This is a genomic window from Aureimonas ureilytica, assembly GCF_001475935.1.
Taxonomy (GTDB): Bacteria; Pseudomonadota; Alphaproteobacteria; order Rhizobiales; family Rhizobiaceae; genus Aureimonas; species Aureimonas ureilytica_A.
Map to the genome: position 1 here is coordinate 1 of NZ_LDQA01000015.1, position 19027 is coordinate 19027.

Genomic DNA, 19027 nt, shown 5'->3' on the forward strand with positions numbered 1-19027 from the left:
CTTCCGCATGACGGATGCCGAGCGCGACGCGCTGATCCAGGCGGAAGCCTTGGAGATCGAAACCACCAACCGCCAAGTGGACGCGCGCAAGTCGGGCGCGTCTCAGGCTCCTGCCCTCAAGCGCGGAGCGCCCAGCGCATCTTCGGCCCGGCCTGTGTCCAAGGCCCCCGCGCGCGCTCCGGCACCGTCCGCTACGGGCAAGGGCGCGGCTCAGCCTGCCAACAAGCCGACCTCGCCCGCCAAGGCCCCGGCGGTGCATCTTGCCGATGCCGACGACCTGTTCGAAGCGGGCGATGCCAACCCCGTCCATTCGCTGCAAGCCAAGGCGGCCGGCTTTGCCGCCACGCAGCGCGACGTCAAGGGCGGCTTCTCGCTGGATCTCGGCGGCAACGATGGGTTCGAGCGCATGAGCCGCTGAGGCTCGTCGCGCCGTCAGGGCCGATCACGAAAAAGCCCGGCGCGGGACGGTCCCGCGCCGGGCTTCTTTTTTGAATGATTTGCGAGGCTTCACCGATCAGGCGCGAAGCGCACTTGCCTCGATCTCGACCTTCATTTCCGGCCGGATCAGCCCCGCCACGATCATCGTCGCGGCCGGACGAATCTCGCCGAACCAGCGACCTGTGACCGCGAAGACCGCATCCGCGAAGCGAACGTCTGTCACGATATAGCGAACGCGCACGATGTCGCTCATCGCAAAGCCGGCTTCGCGCAGCGCGGCTTCGATCGTCGCCAGCGCGTTCTCGGTCTGCTCGCCGACATCCTCCGGCATGGTCATCGTGCGATAGTCGTAGCCCGTCGTGCCCGACACTTCGCAGATGTTGCCGAGCGCCACGGCGCGGCTGTAGCCGGCCTGCCGCTCGAAGGGCGAGCCGGTGGAGACGAGCCGCCGGCTCCTGGCCTCACTCTCCATCAGGCCCAGGGGCGCTCGGCGCCGAGGCGCTGCTCGAAGCCGGAAATGGAGGCTTCGCGCTCCAGCGTCAGGCCGATATCGTCCAGCCCGTTGATGAGGCAGTGCTTGCGGAACGGGTCCATCTCGAAATGGATCACGCCGCCGTCCGGCCGGCGGATTTCCTGCGCTTCGAGATCGACGCTGAGCGTGGCGTTCGCGCCCTTCTCGGCGTCCGCCATCAGCGCGTCCAACTCTGCCTGGCTGACGCGGATCGGCAGAATGCCGTTCTTGAAGCAGTTGTTGTAGAAAATATCGGCGAAGGACGTCGAGATCACGCAGCGGATGCCGAAATCCAGAAGCGCCCAGGGCGCGTGCTCGCGCGAGGAGCCGCAGCCGAAATTGTCGCCCGCCACCAGAATCTCGGCCTTGCGATAGGCCGGGCGGTTCAGGACGAAGCTCTCGTCCTCCGACCCGTCTTCCTTGTAGCGCAGATTGGCGAAGAGCCCGACGCCGAGGCCCGTGCGCTTGATCGTCTTCAGGTAATCCTTGGGGATGATCATGTCGGTATCGACATTAAGCGTCGGAAGCGGCGCCGCGACGCCCGTCAGCTGATCGAACTTCTGCATGATGGCGATCCTTTCCCCTGAGGCTCGGATGGAATTTTCCTGAAGAGAGGCCGGAAAATTTTCGTGTCGGTGTCGTTACACCCTCCAATGCCCTTCGACCAACCCCTTTCGGCAGGAGGGGCGCTTTCGAAAATGCAGATGATGATGAAAAAACGCGTTGCAATGTTTATCGCGATAAACTAAAACCGAATCAACAGAGAGGAACACCAGGCCATGACGCGGTTGGAGCGTCCGATCCCGTTAGACGACAGGCTCTGCTTCTCGCTGTATGGCGCGTCCATGGCCGTGGGGCGAACCTACAAGCCGATCCTGGATCGGCTGGGGCTTACCTATCCGCAATATCTCGTTCTGTCCGTTCTCTGGGAGGGCGACGGGCCGAGCGTCAGCAGCATCGCCGACCGGCTCGACCTCGAGCCGAGCACGGTGACACCGCTGGTCAAGCGCCTGGAAGCATCCGGCTTCGTGACGCGCCGGCGCAATCCGGAGGACGAGCGACAGGTCACGGTGTCGCTCACCGAAGCGGGGCGCGCCATACGCGAGGAGAGCGCCTGCCTTGCCCAGGAGCTGCTGTCCGCATCCGGCATGTCGCTGGATCGGGTGATGGCCCTCAACGAAGAGGTTCGCGCCCTGCGGGATGCCTTGGCGAGCACCTACGGGCACCAGCGCCGGGCCGTCTGAGACGCCTCGACGATTTCGGTCGGCCCGCCTCGGCGGGCGTGGCCCTTCCGCGTGTCGCTTGTCGGGCGACGCGCTCCGTTCAACCCTTCTACTTCCCATAAATTCAAAGGACGATTCCCATGCCCGTTGACGTCATCTACAAGACCAAGGCCACGGCCAACGGCGGCGGCCGCGACGGCGCGGCGCGCTCCGACGACGGTTCGGTCGATGTGAAGCTCGTGGTTCCCAAGGAAATGGGCGGCCCCGGCGGCGTCGGCGCCAATCCGGAAAAGCTCTTTGCCGCCGGCTATTCGGCCTGCTTCCTGGGCGCCATGCGCGCGGTCTCGTCCAAGGTCGGCGTCAAGGTTCCGGCCGAGGCGACGGTGACGGCCGAAATCGGCTTCGGCCCGCGCTCGGAAGGCGGCTACGGCATCACCGCCGACCTCACGATCGACCTTCCGGGCGTGGATCGTGCAGAGGCCGAAAAGCTGATCGCCGCCGCGCACGAGGTCTGCCCCTATTCCAACGCCACGCGCAACAACGTCAATGTCGGCCTGACGTTGGCCTAAGCGCGGCGCTCATGTGAGCGCAAAGCTTGCCTGAGCTCTCGTCACGACTCGAGGCCGGGGCGCGTCCGCGCTCCGGCCTTTTTCATGGCCTTCTCCATCACGCCCGCCTTGAACAGGCCGGGGGGATCGGGCAGACCTTCACGCCATGACCGAAGCCGAACCGCTCCTGCGATCCGTTCTCTTCGTGCCCGCCGCCAACGGCCGGGCGCTCGACAAGTCCGCCACGCTGAAGGCCGACGCGCTGATCTTCGATCTGGAGGATTCGGCGGCCGATGAGGAAAAGGACGCCGCGCGCGAGCGCCTGCGCGCCCATCTTCTCGCCCGCCCGCCCGGTTCCATCCTGCGCGTCGTGCGCATCAATCCGCTCGCCACGCGGCATGGCACGGAAGACCTCCTGATGGCGCGCGGGGCTCGCGTCGATGCCATTCTCCTGCCCAAGGTCGAGGGGCCGCGTCAACTGCACGAGGCCGACGACGCGCTGGTGGAAACCGACGCGCCCAAAAGCCTCCGGCTCTGGGCCATGGTGGAAACGCCTCGCGGCGTGCGCCATGCCCCCGACATCGCGGAGGCGCGCCTGCGCCACCGGCTCGGCGCGCTCGCGATCGGGCCGAACGATCTCGTCTCGGCCGCCGATCTCCAACTCTCCCCCGGCCGCCCCGAACTCATGCCCTGGCTCGGCCCCGTTCTCGTCGCCGGCAAGGCGGCCGGCGTTCCCGTGCTCGACGGCGTCTGGTCCGATCTCACCGATATCGGGGGCTTCGAAGCCGAATGCGCGCAGGCGCGCCGCATGGGCTTTGCCGGCAAAACGCTTGTTCATCCCGCGCAGATCGCGGGCGCCAACGCGGCTTTCGGGCCATCGAGCGAGGAGATCGAGCGCGCCCGCCGCCTCGTTGCCGCCTTTGCCGCGCCGGACAATGCCGGGCGCGGCGTCATCCGCCATGAGGGGCGGATGGTGGAACTCCTACACTTACAGGCGGCCGAGCGCCTGCTCGCCCGCGCCGCTTCGATCGAGGAAAGAACAAACCCATGAAGCTCTATCGCCTGCTCACCGGCGTGGACGACGCCGCCTTCTGCCACAAGGTTTCGCTGGCCCTGTCCAAGGGCTGGGAACTCGCCGGCAGCCCGGCCTATGCGTTCGACGCAAAGGAAGGCGTCATGAAATGCGCCCAGCCCGTCACCAAGATCGTCGAGGGCAAGGACTATGATCCCGCGATGAAACTCGGCGAGCAATGAACCCGCTCGGTCTCGGCCGTCTGGGTCTGCGGGCCGGACGCGCAGGGCTGCGGTCTGGCGAAGCAGGGCTTCGCGAGGGCGAAGCCGGCTTGCGCCAAGCGGAAACGGCTCTGCGCGCGCTGGGCTCGCTCCGGGGCGCGCCCTTCGATCTTGGTGCCGAAGTGTTGCGCCGAGCCGGCGCTGCGGTCCGCACGGGACAGGACGCTGTGCGCCAAGGCGACGAAGGCCTTGCACGCGGGGAGGAGGCGCTGCGTCGGGCCGAAGAGCGGTTGCAGCGTCGAAGCGCGCGCCGCTCTTGAGGCGCTGGGGTCGGGCGCTCTTCGCCGCAGGAGTGGCGCTTGCCGCGAGCCTTACCGGCCTCGCGCTTCTGGCGCTCGCCATCCCGCGCGCGCCCGAAGTCCGCTTTCCGCCACCGGAGGCCGGCAACGAGCGGGTCGTGCTGCTGGCCGCCAACCCGATCCACACCGACATTCTCCTGCCCGCGACGCCGGATGTTTTGGCACGCTTCGCCTTTCTGGCCGGCGACGGGCTGCCGCTGGACGATCCGCGTGTCGGCGCCATCGCGGTCGGCTGGGGCGGGCGGGCCTTCTACACGCAGACGCCGGAATGGCGCGACCTGACGGTGGGCGCGCTCTGGCACTCCTTCACCTATGATCGCTCGGTGCTGCATCTCTCGCTCGCCCCCGCGCTGACGGGCGAGGAGCCCGGCCTGCGCCGCCTCAGTTTGAGCGAGCCGGCCTTCCAAGCGCTTCTGCGCTTCATCGATGCGAGCTTCCAGCGCACCCCATCCGGCGCGCCGGAGATCCTGCCCGGCTTCTCCTACGGCCCCTATGACCGCTTCTACGAAGCGCGCGGCGGCTTCAATCTCCTGTTCGGGTGCAACACCTGGACGGCGCAAGCCCTGCGCCAAGCCGGCCTCACCACCAGCCTCTGGTCCCCCTTGCCCCCGCTGCTTTTGTGGGGGCTGGACTGGCACGAGGCCAAGGTCTTGGGGTGATCAATCCGCCTCGGCCTCCAGCGCTTCCATGTCGTCGTCCGACAGGCCGAAATGGTGGCCGATTTCGTGGATCAGGACGTGGGAGACGAGGGCGCTGAGGGTTTCTTCGTGCTCGGCCCAATAGTCGAGGATCGGGCGGCGGTAGAGGAGGATGCGGTTGGGGAATTCGCCCGTCGCGCCGACCGCCATTTCCGCCACGGGCCGGCCTTCGAAGAGGCCGAGAATATCGAAGGGGCTTTCGAGATTCATCGCCTTGACCACCTCGTCCTCTGGGAAGTCGGCGATGTGGAAGCGAATTTCGCCCGACAGCGCGCGAAATTCGGGCGGCAGCTGCGCATAGGCGTCGAGCGCCAAGGCCTCGATCTCCTCCAGGCTCGGCGCCATGCGCTGGCCCCAGTCCCCCGCCTGATCGCGCTGACCCATCGCATTCCCTTTCCCAGTCCCACGAAGCTCATCGTGTCGTGGCATATCGCGGCGCACCCTGCGAGCCCGCTTCGGCTCACGAATGCGCGCGGACGCGCATCTTTCCCTATGAGAGACCCAAGCCCCCGGTTTTCCACAGGGCCGCGCAAGAGCTGTGAACAAGGAATGTAATCCTTGATGCTGATCGATTGACTCGAATCGGCAGCTCTGGAATTCATAGGAACATAGAGGGAACAGATGCCGTTTCGGACAAAGCCTCAGGGCTGACGAGGGTTTGTCCGAAGGAGACGTTCATGTCGGGGGTCCAACCAAAAGCCGCCTTTGCCGCGCCTTGGGATGAGGGGCCGGTGTTTGACAGATGTCTGGATTCATCCAGAGAAAACAAGGCTTCGTCAAGCGTTTCGGCGGACCCTCTATTGTCTGCCGACGCCGCGGGCGCGACCCCAAATGGGCGGCAGCTCAACACCCTGCGCGAGGCGATCCGCCGGATCGAGCACCGCCCATCCGAGACGTGGGATACTCCCCGTAAAGCGGGAACAGACGGTCCGGCACAAGCCGAGATCGAAAAAGCGGAAGAGGAATTTCGTCCTGCTCTGCCCGTCTGCCGGCTCGGCGCGGACAGGATCGACCAAGCGCTCGGCGGTGGCTTTCCCGAAGCCGGCCTGTCGGAAATCCGGGTCGAGACCGTGCGGGACGGAGGCGCGGGGCTCGGCTTCGCCTTGGCGCTCGCGGTGCGGCTGGGCGCTTCGCCTCGGCGCCCGCTCGTCTGGATCGCGCCCGCCGCGACGCTGACGGATGCCGGCTATCCCTATCGGCCGGGGCTCGTCGCCTTCGGGCTCGACCCCGCCGCGCTGGTGATGGTGCGCGCGCGCCGGCTGGAGGACGCGCTCTGGGCGGCGGAAGAGGCCGCGCGCTCCGGCGCGCCGGCGCTGACGCTTCTGGAGGTGCAGAACAACCCCGCCGCGCTGTCGCTGGAGGGCTCGCGCCGGCTGCACTGGCGCTCGCGCCACGCGACGCGGCCGGTTCTCGTTCTGCGACAGGGCGGCTCGGCCGAAACCACCGCCGCGCCCTTGCGCCTGCAACTTTCCGCCGCGCCGGCGGGCCGCGTGCCGGGGCTGGAGGTCCATTCCTGCCTCGGCGCGCCCGCCTTTGCCGTAGCGATCGAAAAATCCCGCGATGGCCGTCTTGGCCAATTCCATCTGGAGTGGAACGTCCATGAGCGTCGATTCGTCCAAGCCGAGCGTGCCGCCGCGCTTTCTCGCCCTGTTCTTTCCCCGCCTGCCGACGGACCGGCTGCGACGGCAGAAATTCGGTCGCTCCTGGCGGCTCGAGACGGAGGGAGTCGAAGGGCCGAGCCTCGCCTCCACGCCTCCTGACACGAGTGCTGGCGCGCCCGTCCTGACGCCGCGCCTGGGGGCAGGCAATGGCCATCGGCCGCCGGCCACCATGCCGCCCGCCACGCTGCGCCCCTCGCAGCGCGAGCCCGCGCCCGGCGCCGAGGTGCTGCGCCCGCTCGCCCTTTATGAACGGCAGAACGGCGCCGAGCGGCTCGTGGCGCTCTGCGATCTGGCAGCTCGGCTCGGTCTGCGTCCGGGGCTGGGCGTCGCCGAAGCGCGAGCGCGCTTTCCCGAACTGGAGCTGTGCGAGAGCGACCGCGCGGCCGACCGGCATCTTCTGGAAGCCTTGGCGGACGCGGCCGAGCGTTACACGCCGCTGGTCGCGTTGGATGGGCGGCAGGGGCTCGTGCTCGACATTTCCGGCTGCGCGCATCTCTTCGGCGGGGAAGGGGGCCTGTGCCGCGAGGTGCAGTTGCGGTTTCGCGCGCAAGGCTTCGCGCTCGGCTGGGGCCTCGCCTCGCATCCTGCGCTGGCTTCCGCCTTGGCGCGGCACCGGCCGGGCACCTGTCTGCTGGAGGGAGCCGAGCCGCCCGTCCTGACGGCGCTGCCGATCGCCGCGCTGCGGATCGGGGCAGAGGAGCGCGGGCGTCTCGCCCGGCTCGGCCTTGCGACCATCGGCGACCTTCTGGCCCTGTCGCGCGCGCAGCTCGCGCGGCGTTTTGGCTCGGGGCTTCTGACACGGCTCGACGCCCTGACCGGCCGCCATCGCCCACCGATCGAGCCGCGCCGCTTTGTGGCCTCGCTGACGCACGAGCGGCTTCTCTTCGAACCCGTGAGCCTGTCCGACGACATCCTGCGCATTGCGAACCACTTGGCGGGTCATCTCAAGCCCGAGCTGGAAGCGCGGGGGCAAGGCGCGCGGCGGCTGGAGCTCACGCTGTTTCGCGTCGATGGACGGGTGGAGCGGCTTCCCGTGCGCAGCGCCCGCCCCTTGCGCGATCCCCGGCGCATCGAGCGTCTCTTCGCCGAGCGGCTGAAGGGGATCGGCGACGATCTCGATGTCGGCTTCGGCTACGATCTCCTGCGCCTGTCGGTGGTGGAGACGGAGGCGATGGCGGAAGCGCAGACGAGCCTCACGCAAGAGGAGAGCGCGCCCGAAGCCTTGGCCGAACTTCTCGACCGCCTGTCCACGCGGCTCGGCGAAACCGCGCTGTTCTCGCTGGAGCCGGACGAGAGCCACCGGCCCGAGCGCGCCCAGCACCGCGTCCAATGGCTGAGTGCGTCGGACGCGGGCGGCTCGGACACGCCGCTCGCCCCCCGGCCGCTCCGGCTTCTCGTGCCGCCCGAGCCGGTGAGCGCCACGGCCGAGGTGCCGGACGGGCCGATCCGCCAGTTTCGCTGGCGGCGCGCACATTACCGCGTGGAGCGGATCGAGGGGCCGGAGCGCATCGCGCCCGAATGGTGGCGCGAGGATGCCGCGCCGGAGCGCGACTATTTCCGCGTCGAGGACGAGGGCGGCCGGCGCTACTGGATGTTTCGCGAGGGGGCGCGGCCGGACGGCGCGTCCGGCTGGTTTCTGCATGGGCTCTTCGCGTGACATCGGGCTTCCTGCCGCCCGGCCCCGGCTTTTGCGAGATCGGCGCGGCCTCGACCTTTTCCTTTCTGCGCGGCGTCTCGCAGCCGGGCGAGATGGTGGTGGCCGCCCAGGCGCTGGGGCTGGGCGGGCTGGGGCTGGCCGATCGCAACAGCGTCGCGGGCGTGGTGCGCGCCTATGGGCAGGCGCAACTGGTGCAGATGCCCTTTCGCGCCGGGACGCGCCTCGTCTTCCAGGACGAGACGCCCGACTTCTTCGCCTATCCGCGCGACCGCGCCGCCTGGGGGCGGCTTTGCCGGCTTCTGACAACAGGAAACCTGCGCGCGCCCAAGGGTGAATGCCACCTGACCTTGGCCGATCTCGTCGAATGGGGCGAAGGTCTCAGCCTCGCGCTGCTCGCGCCGGAGGAACTCGGCGGCGACGGGCAGGAAGCGCAGGAGGCGGAACGCCGGCTAACTCAGTCCCTCGCGCTACTCGTCACGGCCTTTCCCAAGGCCGTGCGCCTCGCGCTCGCCCCGTGCTTCGACGGCGGTGATCGACGGCGGATCGAGCGCGCCGAGGCGCTGGCGCAACGCTTCAAGGCGCCGCTTCTCGCGACCAATGACGCGCTCTATCACGGCACGGAGCGCCGGCCCCTGAGCGATGTGGTGACCGCCATTCGCGAGCATGTGCCGCTCGCCCAAGCCGGCTTTCGGCTGGCCCGCAATGCCGAGCGACGGCTGAAACACGAGGGCGAGATGCTGCGGCTGTTTCGCGGGCACGAGGGGGCGATCCAGGAGGCACGGCGCTTTTTCGAAGAGGTCGAGTTCGACCTTGCCAGCCTCAGATACGATTATCCCGACGAGGCGTTGGGCCTGTCCGTCAGCCCGGCCGAGGAGTTGCGGCGTCTCGCCTATGAAGGCGCGGCCTGGCGCTACCACCCCAAACCCGTTCCGCCCGCGATCTTCGCGCGGATCGAAAAGGAAATGGAGCTGATCGAGAAGAAGAAGTACGAGCCCTATTTCCTCACCGTCCACCGCATCGTGCAGGCCGCGCGCGATATGAAAATCCTCTGCCAGGGGCGCGGCTCGGCGGCCAACTCGGTGGTCTGCTACTGCATCGGCGTGACGGAGGTTCACCCCGACAAGGCCGGGCTGCTCTTCGACCGCTTCATCTCCGCCGAGCGCGACGAGCCGCCCGATATCGACATCGATTTCGAGCACGAGCGGCGCGACGAGGTGATCCGCTGGATCTACGATTTCTATGGGCGGGACTCGGCCGCGATCGCCGCCACCGTCATCACCTATCGCGCCCGCTCGGCGGCGCGCGAGGTCGGCAAGTGCTTCGGCCTGTCGGAAGACGCCTTGAGCGCCCTGTCGGGCTCGGTCTGGGGCTATTCGGCGAGCGATCTCGGCGCGGCGGAGGCCGAGGCGGCGGGCCTATCGGCTGGGGATCGCACGACGCGCCATGTGCTCGACTTCGCCCATCAACTCGCGGGCTTTCCCCGCCATCTGTCGCAGCATGTCGGCGGCTTCGTGCTAACGCGCGGCCGGGTGGACGAGACCGTGCCCGTGCTGAACACGGGGAGCAAGGGGCGCATCATCGTCGAGTGGGACAAGGACGATCTCGACACGCTCGGCATTCTCAAGATCGACATTCTGGCGCTCGGCATGCTCTCCTGCCTGCGCCGCGCCTTCGAGATGCTGAACCGATTTTATCCCGGCGAGGCGACGGGCGATGGGCGGGCGGCCTCGCTCGACACGCTGCCCGTCGAGCCACCCAATGCCCCGGTCTGGCGGATGACGCACCGGGCGGATACGCTCGGCACCTTCCAGATCGAAAGCCGGGCGCAGATGACCATGCTGCCCAAGCTCCGGCCCAACGAGTTCTACGATCTCGTCATCCAGGTCGCCATCGTGCGCCCCGGCCCGATCCAGGGCAACATGGTGCATCCCTATCTTCGGCGGCGCATGGGGCTGGAGAAGCCCGACTTTCCGAGCGAGGAATTGCGCGAGATTCTGGAGCGCACCTGCGGCGTTCCACTGTTCCAGGAACAGGCCATGCGTATCGCCATGGTGGCAGCCGGCTTCACGGGGGCCGAGGCGGACAAGCTGCGTCGCGCCATGGCGACCTTCAAGCGCTCGGGGCAGGTGACGCATTTCAAGGAGCGGATGATCTCCGGCATGATCGCCAAGGGATACGAGGCCGATTTTGCCGCGCGCTGCTTCAGCCAGATCGAGGGCTTCGGCGAATACGGCTTTCCCGAAAGCCATGCCGCCTCCTTCGCGCTGCTCGTCTATGCCTCGGCCTATATCAAGTGCCATTTCCCGGATGTCTTCGCCGCCAGCCTTCTCAACTCGCAGCCCATGGGCTTCTACGCCCCGGCGCAGATCGTGCGCGACGCGCGCGAGCACGGGGTGGAGGTGCGTGCCGTCTGCGTCAACCGCTCGCGCTGGGATTCCGCGCTGGAGCCCGGCCGCTTCGACCCGCGCGACATGCACCCGCGCCATCGCGAGATGGCCGGCGCGATCCGCACGCGCCATGCGCTGCGGCTCGGCTTTCGGCAGGTGAAGGGCTTGGGCGACGCGGATATGAAGCGATTGGTCGAGGCACGCGAGGCGGGCGGCCCCTTTCGCTCGTTGCACGACCTGCGCCAGCGCAGCGGCCTGTCCCGCCGCGCCTTGGAGCGGCTGGCCGATGCCGACGCCTTTCAGGACATGGGTCTCAAGCGCCGCGCCGCGCTCTGGGCGGTGCAGGGGCTGGACGAGCCGGTGGAGGACCTGCCGCTCTTTGCACTCGCCAAAGGGCCGGACCTGCGCCCCGAAGCGCCCGCCCAACTGCCTGACATGCCGGAGGGCGAGGAGGTGGTGAACGACTACCGCTTCCTGTCCCTTTCGCTGAAGGCGCACCCGATCTCCTTTCTGCGCGGGCACCTGAGCGATCTCGGCATCGTCCAGACGGCGGCGTTGGATCAGGTGAAGCCGGGGCGGCGGGTGGATGTCGCCGGGCTCGTCTTGATCCGCCAGCGGCCGGGCTCGGCCAAGGGCGTCGTCTTCATCACGGTGGAGGACGAAACGGGCGTCGCCAATATCGTGGTCTGGAAGACCATGTTCGAGCGCTTCCGATCCGTCGTGCTCGGCGCGCGCTTCATCCGCATCTCCGGACGCATCCAGCGCGATCATGGCGTGCAGCATCTCGTGGCCGAGCGGCTGGAAGACCTCTCGCCGCTTCTCGTTCATCTCTCGAAAGGTGGGCTGGAGCGCACCAACACGCTGCAACCGGCCGACCATGTGCGCAAACCCCTGCGCTATCACGGGAATGAGCGCGCGTTGCAGCGGCCCATTCCGGCCGATGTGGTGGAGGCGGCGAGCGCGCTCGGCGCGGTTCTCTCGCGCGCCGACGAGTTCCGCCGCCCGCAGCCCGAAGGCCGCGTCAACCTGCACCGAACCCCGCGCGAGGGCCGCGCCATGCCCGATGTGCCCTGGGAGGCGCGATTGGGCGAGCGGCCGGGCGCGGTGGAGGACGAGGCGCGGCGCACCCATGCCGTCCTGCCCAAGGGGCGCAACTTTCATTGAGAGCGTCGGGGTATCAGGCGTCCCGCGCCAAAATCTCCCGCAGCGCCTCCACCAGCCGCTCGCATTCGGCCGGTGTGCCGACCGTGATGCGCAGGAAATCCGCGATGCGCGGGCGCGCGAAATGGCGCACCAGAATGGCCCGCTCGCGCAGCGCCCGCGCGAGGTCGGCGCCCGCCCGCGCCGGGTGCCGAGCGAACAGGAAATTGGCGCGGGACGGCAGAACCCCGAAGCCGAGGCCTCCAAGCGCGACTGAAAGCTCGTCCCGCGCGGCGACCGTCAGCGCCGTGTGATGCTCGAACCAGTCCCGGTCCTGCCAGGCGGCAAGCGCGCCGGCCTGCGCCGGGCGGCCGAGCGGATAGGAGTTGAAACTGTCCTTCACCCGCTCCAGCGCCTCGATCAGCCCGCGCTGGCCGAGCGCGAAGCCGACGCGCAGGCCCGCCAGCGAGCGCGACTTGGAAAAGGTCTGCACCACCAGAAGGTTGGGATGGTCCCTGATGAGACCGGCTGCGCTCTCTGCGCCGAAATCCACATAGGCCTCGTCGATGACCACCGGCTGGTCGGGGTGATCCTCCAACAGCCGGCGGATCGCCGTCAGCGGCAAGGCGATGCCGGTCGGCGCATTGGGATTGGTCAGAATGATCGCGCCGCAGGGCCGGCGGTAATCCTCCACCCGCACCCGGAACCCCTCGTCCAGCGCCACGGTCTCGTAAGGAATGCCAAAGAGCCGGGCATAGGTCGGATAGAAGGCATAGGTGATGTCGGGGAAGAGCAGCGGCCGCTCGTGGTTCAGAAGCGCCTGGAAGACATGGGCCAGAACCTCGTCCGACCCGTTGCCGACGAAGACCTCGCCTGCCGACAGGCCGAAGCTCGCGCCGATCGCCTCGCGCAGCGCCAGCGAGGACGGATCGGGATAGAGCCGCAGATCGTCCGAGGCCGCCGCGCCGATCGCCTCCAGCGCGCGGGGCGAGGGGCCATAAGGGCTCTCGTTGGTGTTCAGCTTCAGAAGATTGGCGACGCGAGGCTGCTCGCCCGGCACATAGGGCTCCAGCGTGTGGACGATCCGGCTCCAGAAACGGCTCATGAAACGACAGCTCCCCGCGTTGCGCGCGCCTTTGATAGACCGGCGAAAGGCGCATTGGCGAGGGGCGAAGCGCTCCCATGTCGGCCGGCTCAGGTTGCCTTTCTTCCCATCCGTTAGCCCTATCCACAACTGCGAGTCGAGCGTTTACGGGTCTGTGATAGAGGTGTGAGATTGTCTCCGGCGGCCCACATCCGAGACAGTCCCTTGACCTATCTCCTGCTGAAATACCTGCATATTCTCGGCGCCACCGTCATTCTGGGGACGGGAACGGGCATCGCCTTCTTCATGCTGATGGCCCACCGCACGCGCGACGCCGCCTTCGTCGCGCGCACGGCCGGCGTGGTGGTGACGGCCGATCTTCTGTTTACCGCCTCCGCCGTGACGCTTCAGCCCATCACCGGCTATCTCCTGATGCGCGAAGCCGGCTATGCCATGAGCGAGCCCTGGGTTGTCGCCTCGCTGGCGCTCTATGGCGTCGCGGGCCTGTTCTGGCTGCCGGTGGTCTGGATTCAGGCCCGGATGCGCGATCTGGCGCAGGAAGCCGCCGCCCGGGCCGAGCCGCTGCCGCCGCGCTATCACAGGCTTTTTCGCATCTGGTTCGTCTTCGGCTTTCCGGGCTTCGGCGCGGTTGTTGCCATCCTCTGGCTCATGATCGCCAAGCCGAGTTTCTGACCGATGGCATCGCTCCCGACCATCGCGATCCTGGGTGCCTCCGGCCTGATCGGCGAGGCGCTGGCGCGTTACCTGCAGGCCGAAGGCTACCCCGTCCTGGCGCTTGCCCGCCGCTTCACGCCCGCCCAGCGCCAAGCCCTGCGACGCCCCGTCGAGACGCCGCTCGTGGAAGCGTCCGCTGCCGATCTCTCGCGCCTTCTGGACGCGGAAGGGGCGGAGATCGTCGTGAACTGCATCGGCGTGTTGCAGGACAGCCGAAAGGGCCGGGCGCGGGCGGTGCATCGTGATTTCGCCGCCCGGCTGGTGGAGGCGACGCGAACGCGCCTTCTCGTCCAGATTTCCATTCCCGGCCGCGAGGCGGAGGATCGGACAGGCTTCAGCCTCACCAAGCGCGAGGCCGAGCACCTGATCGCGCAGAAGGCCGTTTCGTTCGCGATCCTGCGCCCCGGCTTCGTCTGGGCTCCCGCAGCCTATGGCGGCAGCGCGCTGATCCGCGCGCTGGCCATGCTGCCCTTCGCCCTGCCGGCGCGCGAGGCCGCAAGCCCCTTTGCTGCGACGGATGTGCGCGACATCGCCCGCACGGTGGCCTTTCTCGCGCATCGCTGGGCCGAGGGTCAGCGAGACTGGCGCGTCACATGGGACGTGATGGAGTGCCGGCCCGGCACAGTGGAAACCGTGGTCGAGGCCGTGCGCCTCCATCTCGGCGGCCCGCCCGCGCGGCTGCGCCTTCTCGGTTTTCTGATGATGGCCGGCGCGCGCTTGGGCGATCTCGCCGCGCGCCTCGGCTGGTCGCCGCCCATCCGCACCACCGCGCTCATGGAAATGCAGCGCGGCGTTTCGGGCGATCCCGGCGTCTGGATGGAGGCGACGGGCCTCCAGCCCACCTCGCTCCTCGATGCTCTCTCCGGCACGCCCGCCACCGTTCAAGAGCGCTGGTTCGCGCGTCTTTATCTCCTCAAGGCTCTGGTTCTCACCATGCTCGTTCTGTTCTGGCTCGTGTCCGGCCTTGTCGCGCTCACGATCTCCTTCGAAGCGGCCACCGCGATCCTGATCGGACTCGGCCTGCCGGTGGGCCTTGCCAAGGGCGCGACGGTGCTGACCAGCCTTCTGGACATTCAGATCGGCACGATGATCGCCACCCGTCGCACCGCCCGTCTCGGACTCTGGGCCGCCATCGCCCTGTCGCTGGCCTATGTTCTCGGCGCGATCCTCTTCGACCCCGACCTCTGGCTCGACCCGCTCGGCTCCATGGTCAAGACCCTACCCGCCATCGTCCTCGCGCTGGTCGCACTCGCGCTGCTGGACGAGCGGTAGGAGTCGATCGAGACCTTTCCGTCACGCTGCGCCTAAGAGCGTCTAACAAAACCTCCGGGCGGAGGCTGGTCGAGGGATTTGCGTTAGCCCGCGCGGAGCGAAGCGCAGTCGATGCCGGCAGCATCAGCGATCATTCGCGGCAAAGCGGGTAGCGAAAAGACCCGACCAGCCGACCCGCGAGGTATTGTTAGGCGCTCTGAGTTCCATGACATCACGTGAGCGTGATGCCGCCAAGCGTCTGCCTGCGCATCGCCAAAAGCATCGTGCGCCATAGTTTGTCCCTTCAGGAACAGGGGCCGACGTCTTGAGGGAGACGGCGGCCGGGGGCAGGGCGCGGACGCGCCGGGGGAACGACGCTGACACGGGCCACTTCATCCACTCGAAGGCAAGGCTGCTGGCGCGACATCGCGCTCCCGCGAAGCGCCAAGCTCCCGCGAAGCGCCAAGCTCCCGCGAAGCGCCAAGCTCCCGCGAAGCGCCGAGCTTCCGCACAGCGCCAAGCTTTGGTGCGGTGCCAAGCCTGCACGAGGCCTCGCGCTTCGGCGCGCGGCGTCGCTTCTGCCGCTTCTTGCCCTCGCTGCCTGCCAAGGGCCGCAATCGACCTTCGCCCCGGCGGGCATGGAAAGCGACCGCGTGCTCGGCCTGTTCTGGGTCATGCTCGCGGGGGCTGTCGCCATCTGGCTCTTCGTCATGGGCATTTCGGTCTATGCCACGCGCAGCGAAAGCCGGCCCTTGAGCGACAAGGCCGGCCAGCGCTTCATCCTGTGGGGCGGCGTCGCCTTTCCCGTCGTGGTGCTGACGGCGCTTCTCGTTTTCGGTCTGCGTCTCATGCCCGAGTTCCGCGCTCCGGCCGATGGCCCGCGCATCGCCGTCTCGGGCGAGCGCTTCTGGTGGCGCGTTCATTACAACACGCCCGATACGCCGGGCGTCGCCAAGGCGCTGTCGGGCGAGGGCGTGCCCTCCGCCAACGAAATCTGGCTGCCGGTGAACCGGCGCTCCGAGCTGCTTCTGGGCTCGCCCGACGTCATCCACTCCTTCTGGGTGCCCAATATCGCGGGCAAGACGGACACGATCCCCGGCCGCATCAACCGGCTCGTGGTGGAGCCGACCAAGCTCGGCCTCTACAACGGCATCTGCGCCGAGTTCTGCGGCACGGCCCATGCACAGATGCTGTTTCGCGTGCGCGTCGTCAGCCAGGAGGAGTTCGACGCCAAAGTGGCAGCGGAGGCCGCGCCCACGAGTGTTCTCGACCACCCCGGCCGGATCGCCTTCGAGCGCAATGGCTGCGGCGCCTGCCACGCCGTGCGCGGCACGGACTCGGCCGGCCTCGTCGGCCCTGATCTCACGCATCTCGCCAGCCGCCAGACGCTCGGCGCGGGCATTCTGGACATGAACCCCGACAATATTATGCGCTTCGTCGCGCTCACCGAACACGAGAAGCCGGGCGTCGAGATGCCGTCCTTTTCCATGCTGCCGCGGGACGAACTCCGGCAGATCGCCGAATGGCTGGGGGCGCTGAAATGAGCATGGCGGCCGAACTCAATGCGATGCGCCGCCCCGAGGACCCGGACCAGGAGGACGAATCCGTCCGCAAGGCCCAGGCCGAACGCCTGATCGCCGTCTGGGACAGCCCCAAGGGCTGGCGCTACTGGTCCGACGTCAACAACACGACGGTCGGCGTCTGGTACACGGCGACGGCCTTCGCCTTCATGCTCTTTGCCGGCGTGCTCGGCCTGATGATCCGCGTGCAACTGGTCGCGCCCGACACCGACTTCCTGTCGGCGACCATGTACAATCAAGTCTATACGCTGCACGGCACGGTGATGATGTTCCTGTTCGCCGTGCCGATCTTCGAGGCGGTGGCGGTGATCCTCCTGCCGCAGATGCTCGGCGCGCGCGACCTGCCGTTCCCGCGCCTCTCAGCCTTCGGATACTGGTGCTTCCTGATCGGCGGCATCTTCGTCTGCGGTTCGATCTTCTTCGGGCAGGCGCCCAATTCCGGCTGGTTCATGTATCCCCCGCTGACCACGCAGGCGCGCTTCACACCGGGCTACGGGGCGGATATCTGGCTGCTCGGCCTGTCCTTCATCGAGGTCGCGTCCATCGCGGCGGCCGTGGAGCTGATCGTCGGCGCGCTGAAGTGCCGCCCGCCCGGCATGAAGCTGAACCTCATGCCGCTCTACGCCTGGTATGTCCTCGTGGTTGCGGCGATGATCCTCTTCGCCTTTCCGCCGCTGATCGCGGGCGACGTCCTGTTCGAGATGGAGCGCCTGTTCGACTGGCCCTTCTTCGATCCGACGCGCGGCGGCGATCCGATGCTCTGGCAGCATCTCTTCTGGATCTTCGGTCACCCGGAGGTCTACATCATCTTCCTGCCGACCATCGCGCTCTTTGCGATGATCATCCCGACCTTCGCGCGCCGCCCTCTGATCGGCTATTCCTGGATCGTGCTCGCGGCGGTCGGCACCGGCTTCCTGAGCTTCGGCCTGTGGGTCCACCACATGTTCACGACAGGTCTTCCCGCGATGTCGCTCGGCTTCTTCTCGGCGGCGTCGGAAGCGGTCGCGATCCCGACTGGCGTGCAGATTTTCGTGTTTCTGGCGACATGCCTTGCCGGCCGCGTGATCTTCGCCGTCCCGATGCTCTTCGTGTCCGGCTCGCTCGGCATTTTCGTGCTGGGTGGTCTCACCGGCGTCATGGTGGCGATCGCGCCCTTCGACTGGCAGGTGCACGACACCTATTTCGTCGTGGCCCATCTCCACTACGTCATCATCGGCGGCGTTCTGTTTCCGATCGTGGCGGGCCTCTACTATTATTGGCCGATCGTCTCCTCGCGCAAACTCTCGGACCGCTGGGGCAAGATCGCCTTCTGGCTGATGTTCGTCGGCTTCAATGTCGGCTTCTTCCCGATGCACTATTCGGGCATGATCGGGATGCCGCGCCGCGTCTACACCTATCCGGCCGCGCTCGGGCTCGAACTGCCGAACCTCATCTCGACAATCGGCGCCTTCATCTTCGCGGCCGGCTTCCTGATCGTGGTGGCCGACATGCTGCGCCCCCGCAAGGATCCCTATGCGGACCGCAATGTCTGGAACGCCGGCACGCTGGAATGGTCGGGCGAGGTGCCGGACCAGCCCTGGGGCGTGCGCTCCGTGCCGATCATCCGCTCGCGCTACCCGCTCTGGGATCAGCCTGGCTTCGTGGACGATATCGACAAGGGCCGCTTCTATCTGCCCGATGCGCAGGAGGGAAAGCGCGAGACGCTGGTGACGAGCGTGCTCGACGCCGAGCCGATCCAGTGCCTGCGCGTGCCCGGCCCGTCCTTCGTGCCGATGGGCGCGGCGGTCTTCCTGGGCGCCTGCTTCATCGCCGCGACCTTCCACTACTGGACGCTGACCATCGCCTCGCTGGTGATCGCGATCTTCGTGATCATGTTCTGGCTCTGGAAGGCCACCGCCGTCATTCCCGAGAAGGACGAGAAATATGTCGGGCTCGGCCTGACCCTGCCGACCTACATGTCCGGCCCGCATTCGGTCTCCTGGTGGGCCATGTTCATCACCATGATCGGCGATGCCACGGCCTTCCTCAGCCTCGTCTTCGGCTATTATTTCTTCTTCACGATCCACGAGAACTTCCCGCCGCCCGGCGACACCGGGCCGGGCCAGTTCTGGCCGAGCGTGTCGCTAGCGCTTTTCGCGCTCGGCTGGGGCGCGACGCTCCTGTCGCATCGCGTGTTGAAGCGTAGCAGTACGATGCTCGCTCGCGCTCTGATGGCGTTGGGGCTCGTGGCCTTCCTTGGCGCCGGCGCGGCCCTGCTCTGGGCACCGCATGTGACCGGGCTTCAGCCGACCGTCCATGTCTATCCCGCCACCGTCTGGATTCTCTGCATCTGGACCGCGATCCATGCCGGCGTCGGCGCGCTGATGCTGGCTTACTGTCTGGCGCGCTCCTTCGCGGGCAAGCTGACGGGGCGCTACGATATCGATCTGTCGAATGTCGCGCTCTACACGCATTTTGCGGCGGCCACCGGCCTCGTGACGGTGCTCACCGTCGGCTGGTTCCCTCTCGTGGCGGGGAGCTGA

General features: G+C 67.7%; 17 protein-coding genes and 1 pseudogene. 14 read left to right on the forward strand and 4 right to left on the reverse strand.

Annotation, left to right across the window (positions count from 1 at the left end; translation table 11 throughout):
• Nucleotides 1-418 (forward strand): annotated as a pseudogene (locus tag NS365_RS24435) (hypothetical protein); the annotation flags it as partial.
• A gap of 96 nt (nt 419-514) precedes the next feature.
• On the opposite strand, the gene NS365_RS05940 reads toward NS365_RS24435, so the two are convergent.
• Both NS365_RS05940 and leuD read right to left on the reverse strand, forming a co-directional pair.
• Complete coding sequence (locus NS365_RS05940; RefSeq protein ID WP_058599366.1) at nt 515-910, reverse strand: RidA family protein; 396 nt, start codon at nt 908-910, stop codon at nt 515-517.
• The gene (leuD, locus tag NS365_RS05945; protein WP_058599367.1) at nt 910-1515 is read right to left on the reverse strand and encodes a 3-isopropylmalate dehydratase small subunit; all 606 of its coding nucleotides are present in this window, start codon (nt 1513-1515) and stop codon (nt 910-912) included. The genes NS365_RS05940 and leuD overlap by 1 nt, the downstream gene beginning before the upstream one ends.
• 213 nt (nt 1516-1728) lie before the next feature.
• Here leuD and NS365_RS05950 point away from each other — a divergent pair, with 213 nt between their 5' ends.
• From NS365_RS05950 to NS365_RS05975, 6 genes are all read left to right on the forward strand, one after another.
• Nucleotides 1729-2193 carry a MarR family winged helix-turn-helix transcriptional regulator gene (locus NS365_RS05950; RefSeq protein ID WP_058599368.1) on the forward strand — a complete coding sequence of 155 codons (465 nt, stop codon included), beginning with the start codon at nt 1729-1731 and terminating at the stop codon, nt 2191-2193.
• Nucleotides 2194-2312: 119 nt separating this feature from the next.
• The gene (locus tag NS365_RS05955; RefSeq protein ID WP_058599369.1) at nt 2313-2741 is read left to right on the forward strand and encodes an organic hydroperoxide resistance protein; all 429 of its coding nucleotides are present in this window, start codon (nt 2313-2315) and stop codon (nt 2739-2741) included.
• Nucleotides 2742-2886: 145 nt separating this feature from the next.
• On the forward strand, nt 2887-3771 hold the full coding sequence (locus tag NS365_RS05960; protein ID WP_058599370.1) for an HpcH/HpaI aldolase/citrate lyase family protein: 885 nt from the start codon (nt 2887-2889) through the stop codon (nt 3769-3771).
• Entirely contained in the window at nt 3768-3974 is a 207-nt protein-coding gene (locus NS365_RS05965; RefSeq protein WP_058599371.1) for a DUF1737 domain-containing protein, read from the forward strand. The genes NS365_RS05960 and NS365_RS05965 overlap by 4 nt, the downstream gene beginning before the upstream one ends.
• A complete protein-coding gene (locus NS365_RS05970; protein ID WP_058599372.1) occupies nt 3971-4273 on the forward strand; it encodes a hypothetical protein in 303 nt (100 codons plus the stop codon). The genes NS365_RS05965 and NS365_RS05970 overlap by 4 nt, the downstream gene beginning before the upstream one ends.
• A gap of 32 nt (nt 4274-4305) precedes the next feature.
• On the forward strand, nt 4306-4971 hold the full coding sequence (locus NS365_RS05975; RefSeq protein ID WP_058599373.1) for a TIGR02117 family protein: 666 nt from the start codon (nt 4306-4308) through the stop codon (nt 4969-4971).
• Here the strand turns inward: NS365_RS05975 and NS365_RS05980 are convergent, their stop codons facing one another.
• Nucleotides 4972-5394 carry a metallopeptidase family protein gene (locus NS365_RS05980; protein WP_058599374.1) on the reverse strand — a complete coding sequence of 141 codons (423 nt, stop codon included), beginning with the start codon at nt 5392-5394 and terminating at the stop codon, nt 4972-4974.
• A 416-nt stretch (nt 5395-5810) separates the two neighbouring features.
• Between NS365_RS05980 and NS365_RS05985 the strand changes: the two genes are divergently transcribed.
• The 3 genes from NS365_RS05985 to NS365_RS05995 all read left to right on the forward strand — a co-directional run bounded on the left by NS365_RS05985 (nt 5811) and on the right by NS365_RS05995 (nt 11879).
• Nucleotides 5811-6770: an ImuA family protein gene (locus tag NS365_RS05985; RefSeq protein WP_058599375.1), complete on the forward strand. Its 960-nt coding sequence runs from the start codon at nt 5811-5813 to the stop codon at nt 6768-6770.
• Nucleotides 6771-6840: 70 nt separating this feature from the next.
• Nucleotides 6841-8328, forward strand: a complete 1488-nt coding sequence (locus tag NS365_RS05990) for a Y-family DNA polymerase (RefSeq protein WP_244498387.1) — start codon at nt 6841-6843, stop codon at nt 8326-8328.
• Nucleotides 8325-11879 (forward strand): error-prone DNA polymerase, encoded by a 3555-nt coding sequence (locus NS365_RS05995; RefSeq protein ID WP_058599376.1) that lies wholly within the window; start codon nt 8325-8327, stop codon nt 11877-11879. Before NS365_RS05990 ends, NS365_RS05995 begins: the two co-directional genes overlap by 4 nt.
• 13 nt (nt 11880-11892) lie before the next feature.
• Here the strand turns inward: NS365_RS05995 and NS365_RS06000 are convergent, their stop codons facing one another.
• Nucleotides 11893-12960: a pyridoxal phosphate-dependent aminotransferase gene (locus NS365_RS06000; protein ID WP_058599377.1), complete on the reverse strand. Its 1068-nt coding sequence runs from the start codon at nt 12958-12960 to the stop codon at nt 11893-11895.
• Between the two features lie 204 nt (nt 12961-13164).
• On the opposite strand from NS365_RS06000, the gene NS365_RS06005 reads away from it, so the two are divergent.
• The 4 genes from NS365_RS06005 (at nt 13165) to ctaD (ending at nt 19027) form a co-directional block, all read left to right on the forward strand.
• Complete coding sequence (locus NS365_RS06005) at nt 13165-13632, forward strand: DUF2269 family protein (RefSeq protein WP_058599378.1); 468 nt, start codon at nt 13165-13167, stop codon at nt 13630-13632.
• A 3-nt stretch (nt 13633-13635) separates the two neighbouring features.
• Entirely contained in the window at nt 13636-14946 is a 1311-nt protein-coding gene (locus tag NS365_RS06010; RefSeq protein ID WP_058599379.1) for an SDR family oxidoreductase, read from the forward strand.
• A 617-nt stretch (nt 14947-15563) separates the two neighbouring features.
• A complete protein-coding gene (locus tag NS365_RS06015; RefSeq protein WP_244498379.1) occupies nt 15564-16469 on the forward strand; it encodes a cytochrome c oxidase subunit II in 906 nt (301 codons plus the stop codon).
• Nucleotides 16466-19027, forward strand: a complete 2562-nt coding sequence (gene ctaD / locus NS365_RS06020) for a cytochrome c oxidase subunit I (RefSeq protein WP_058599381.1) — start codon at nt 16466-16468, stop codon at nt 19025-19027. The genes NS365_RS06015 and ctaD overlap by 4 nt, the downstream gene beginning before the upstream one ends.

Coding starts and splice junctions, on each gene's coding strand:
- NS365_RS05940 (WP_058599366.1), bottom strand. CDS start 910: ATGGAGAGTGAGGCCAGGAGCCGGCGGCTCGTCTCCACCGGCTCGCCC.
- leuD (WP_058599367.1), bottom strand. CDS start 1,515: ATGCAGAAGTTCGATCAGCTGACGGGCGTCGCGGCGCCGCTTCCGACG.
- NS365_RS05950 (WP_058599368.1), top strand. CDS start 1,729: ATGACGCGGTTGGAGCGTCCGATCCCGTTAGACGACAGGCTCTGCTTC.
- NS365_RS05955 (WP_058599369.1), top strand. CDS start 2,313: ATGCCCGTTGACGTCATCTACAAGACCAAGGCCACGGCCAACGGCGGC.
- NS365_RS05960 (WP_058599370.1), top strand. CDS start 2,887: ATGACCGAAGCCGAACCGCTCCTGCGATCCGTTCTCTTCGTGCCCGCC.
- NS365_RS05965 (WP_058599371.1), top strand. CDS start 3,768: ATGAAGCTCTATCGCCTGCTCACCGGCGTGGACGACGCCGCCTTCTGC.
- NS365_RS05970 (WP_058599372.1), top strand. CDS start 3,971: ATGAACCCGCTCGGTCTCGGCCGTCTGGGTCTGCGGGCCGGACGCGCA.
- NS365_RS05980 (WP_058599374.1), bottom strand. CDS start 5,394: ATGGGTCAGCGCGATCAGGCGGGGGACTGGGGCCAGCGCATGGCGCCG.
- NS365_RS05990 (WP_244498387.1), top strand. CDS start 6,841: ATGCCGCCCGCCACGCTGCGCCCCTCGCAGCGCGAGCCCGCGCCCGGC.
- NS365_RS06000 (WP_058599377.1), bottom strand. CDS start 12,960: ATGAGCCGTTTCTGGAGCCGGATCGTCCACACGCTGGAGCCCTATGTG.
- NS365_RS06010 (WP_058599379.1), top strand. CDS start 13,636: ATGGCATCGCTCCCGACCATCGCGATCCTGGGTGCCTCCGGCCTGATC.
- NS365_RS06015 (WP_244498379.1), top strand. CDS start 15,564: ATGGAAAGCGACCGCGTGCTCGGCCTGTTCTGGGTCATGCTCGCGGGG.
- ctaD (WP_058599381.1), top strand. CDS start 16,466: ATGAGCATGGCGGCCGAACTCAATGCGATGCGCCGCCCCGAGGACCCG.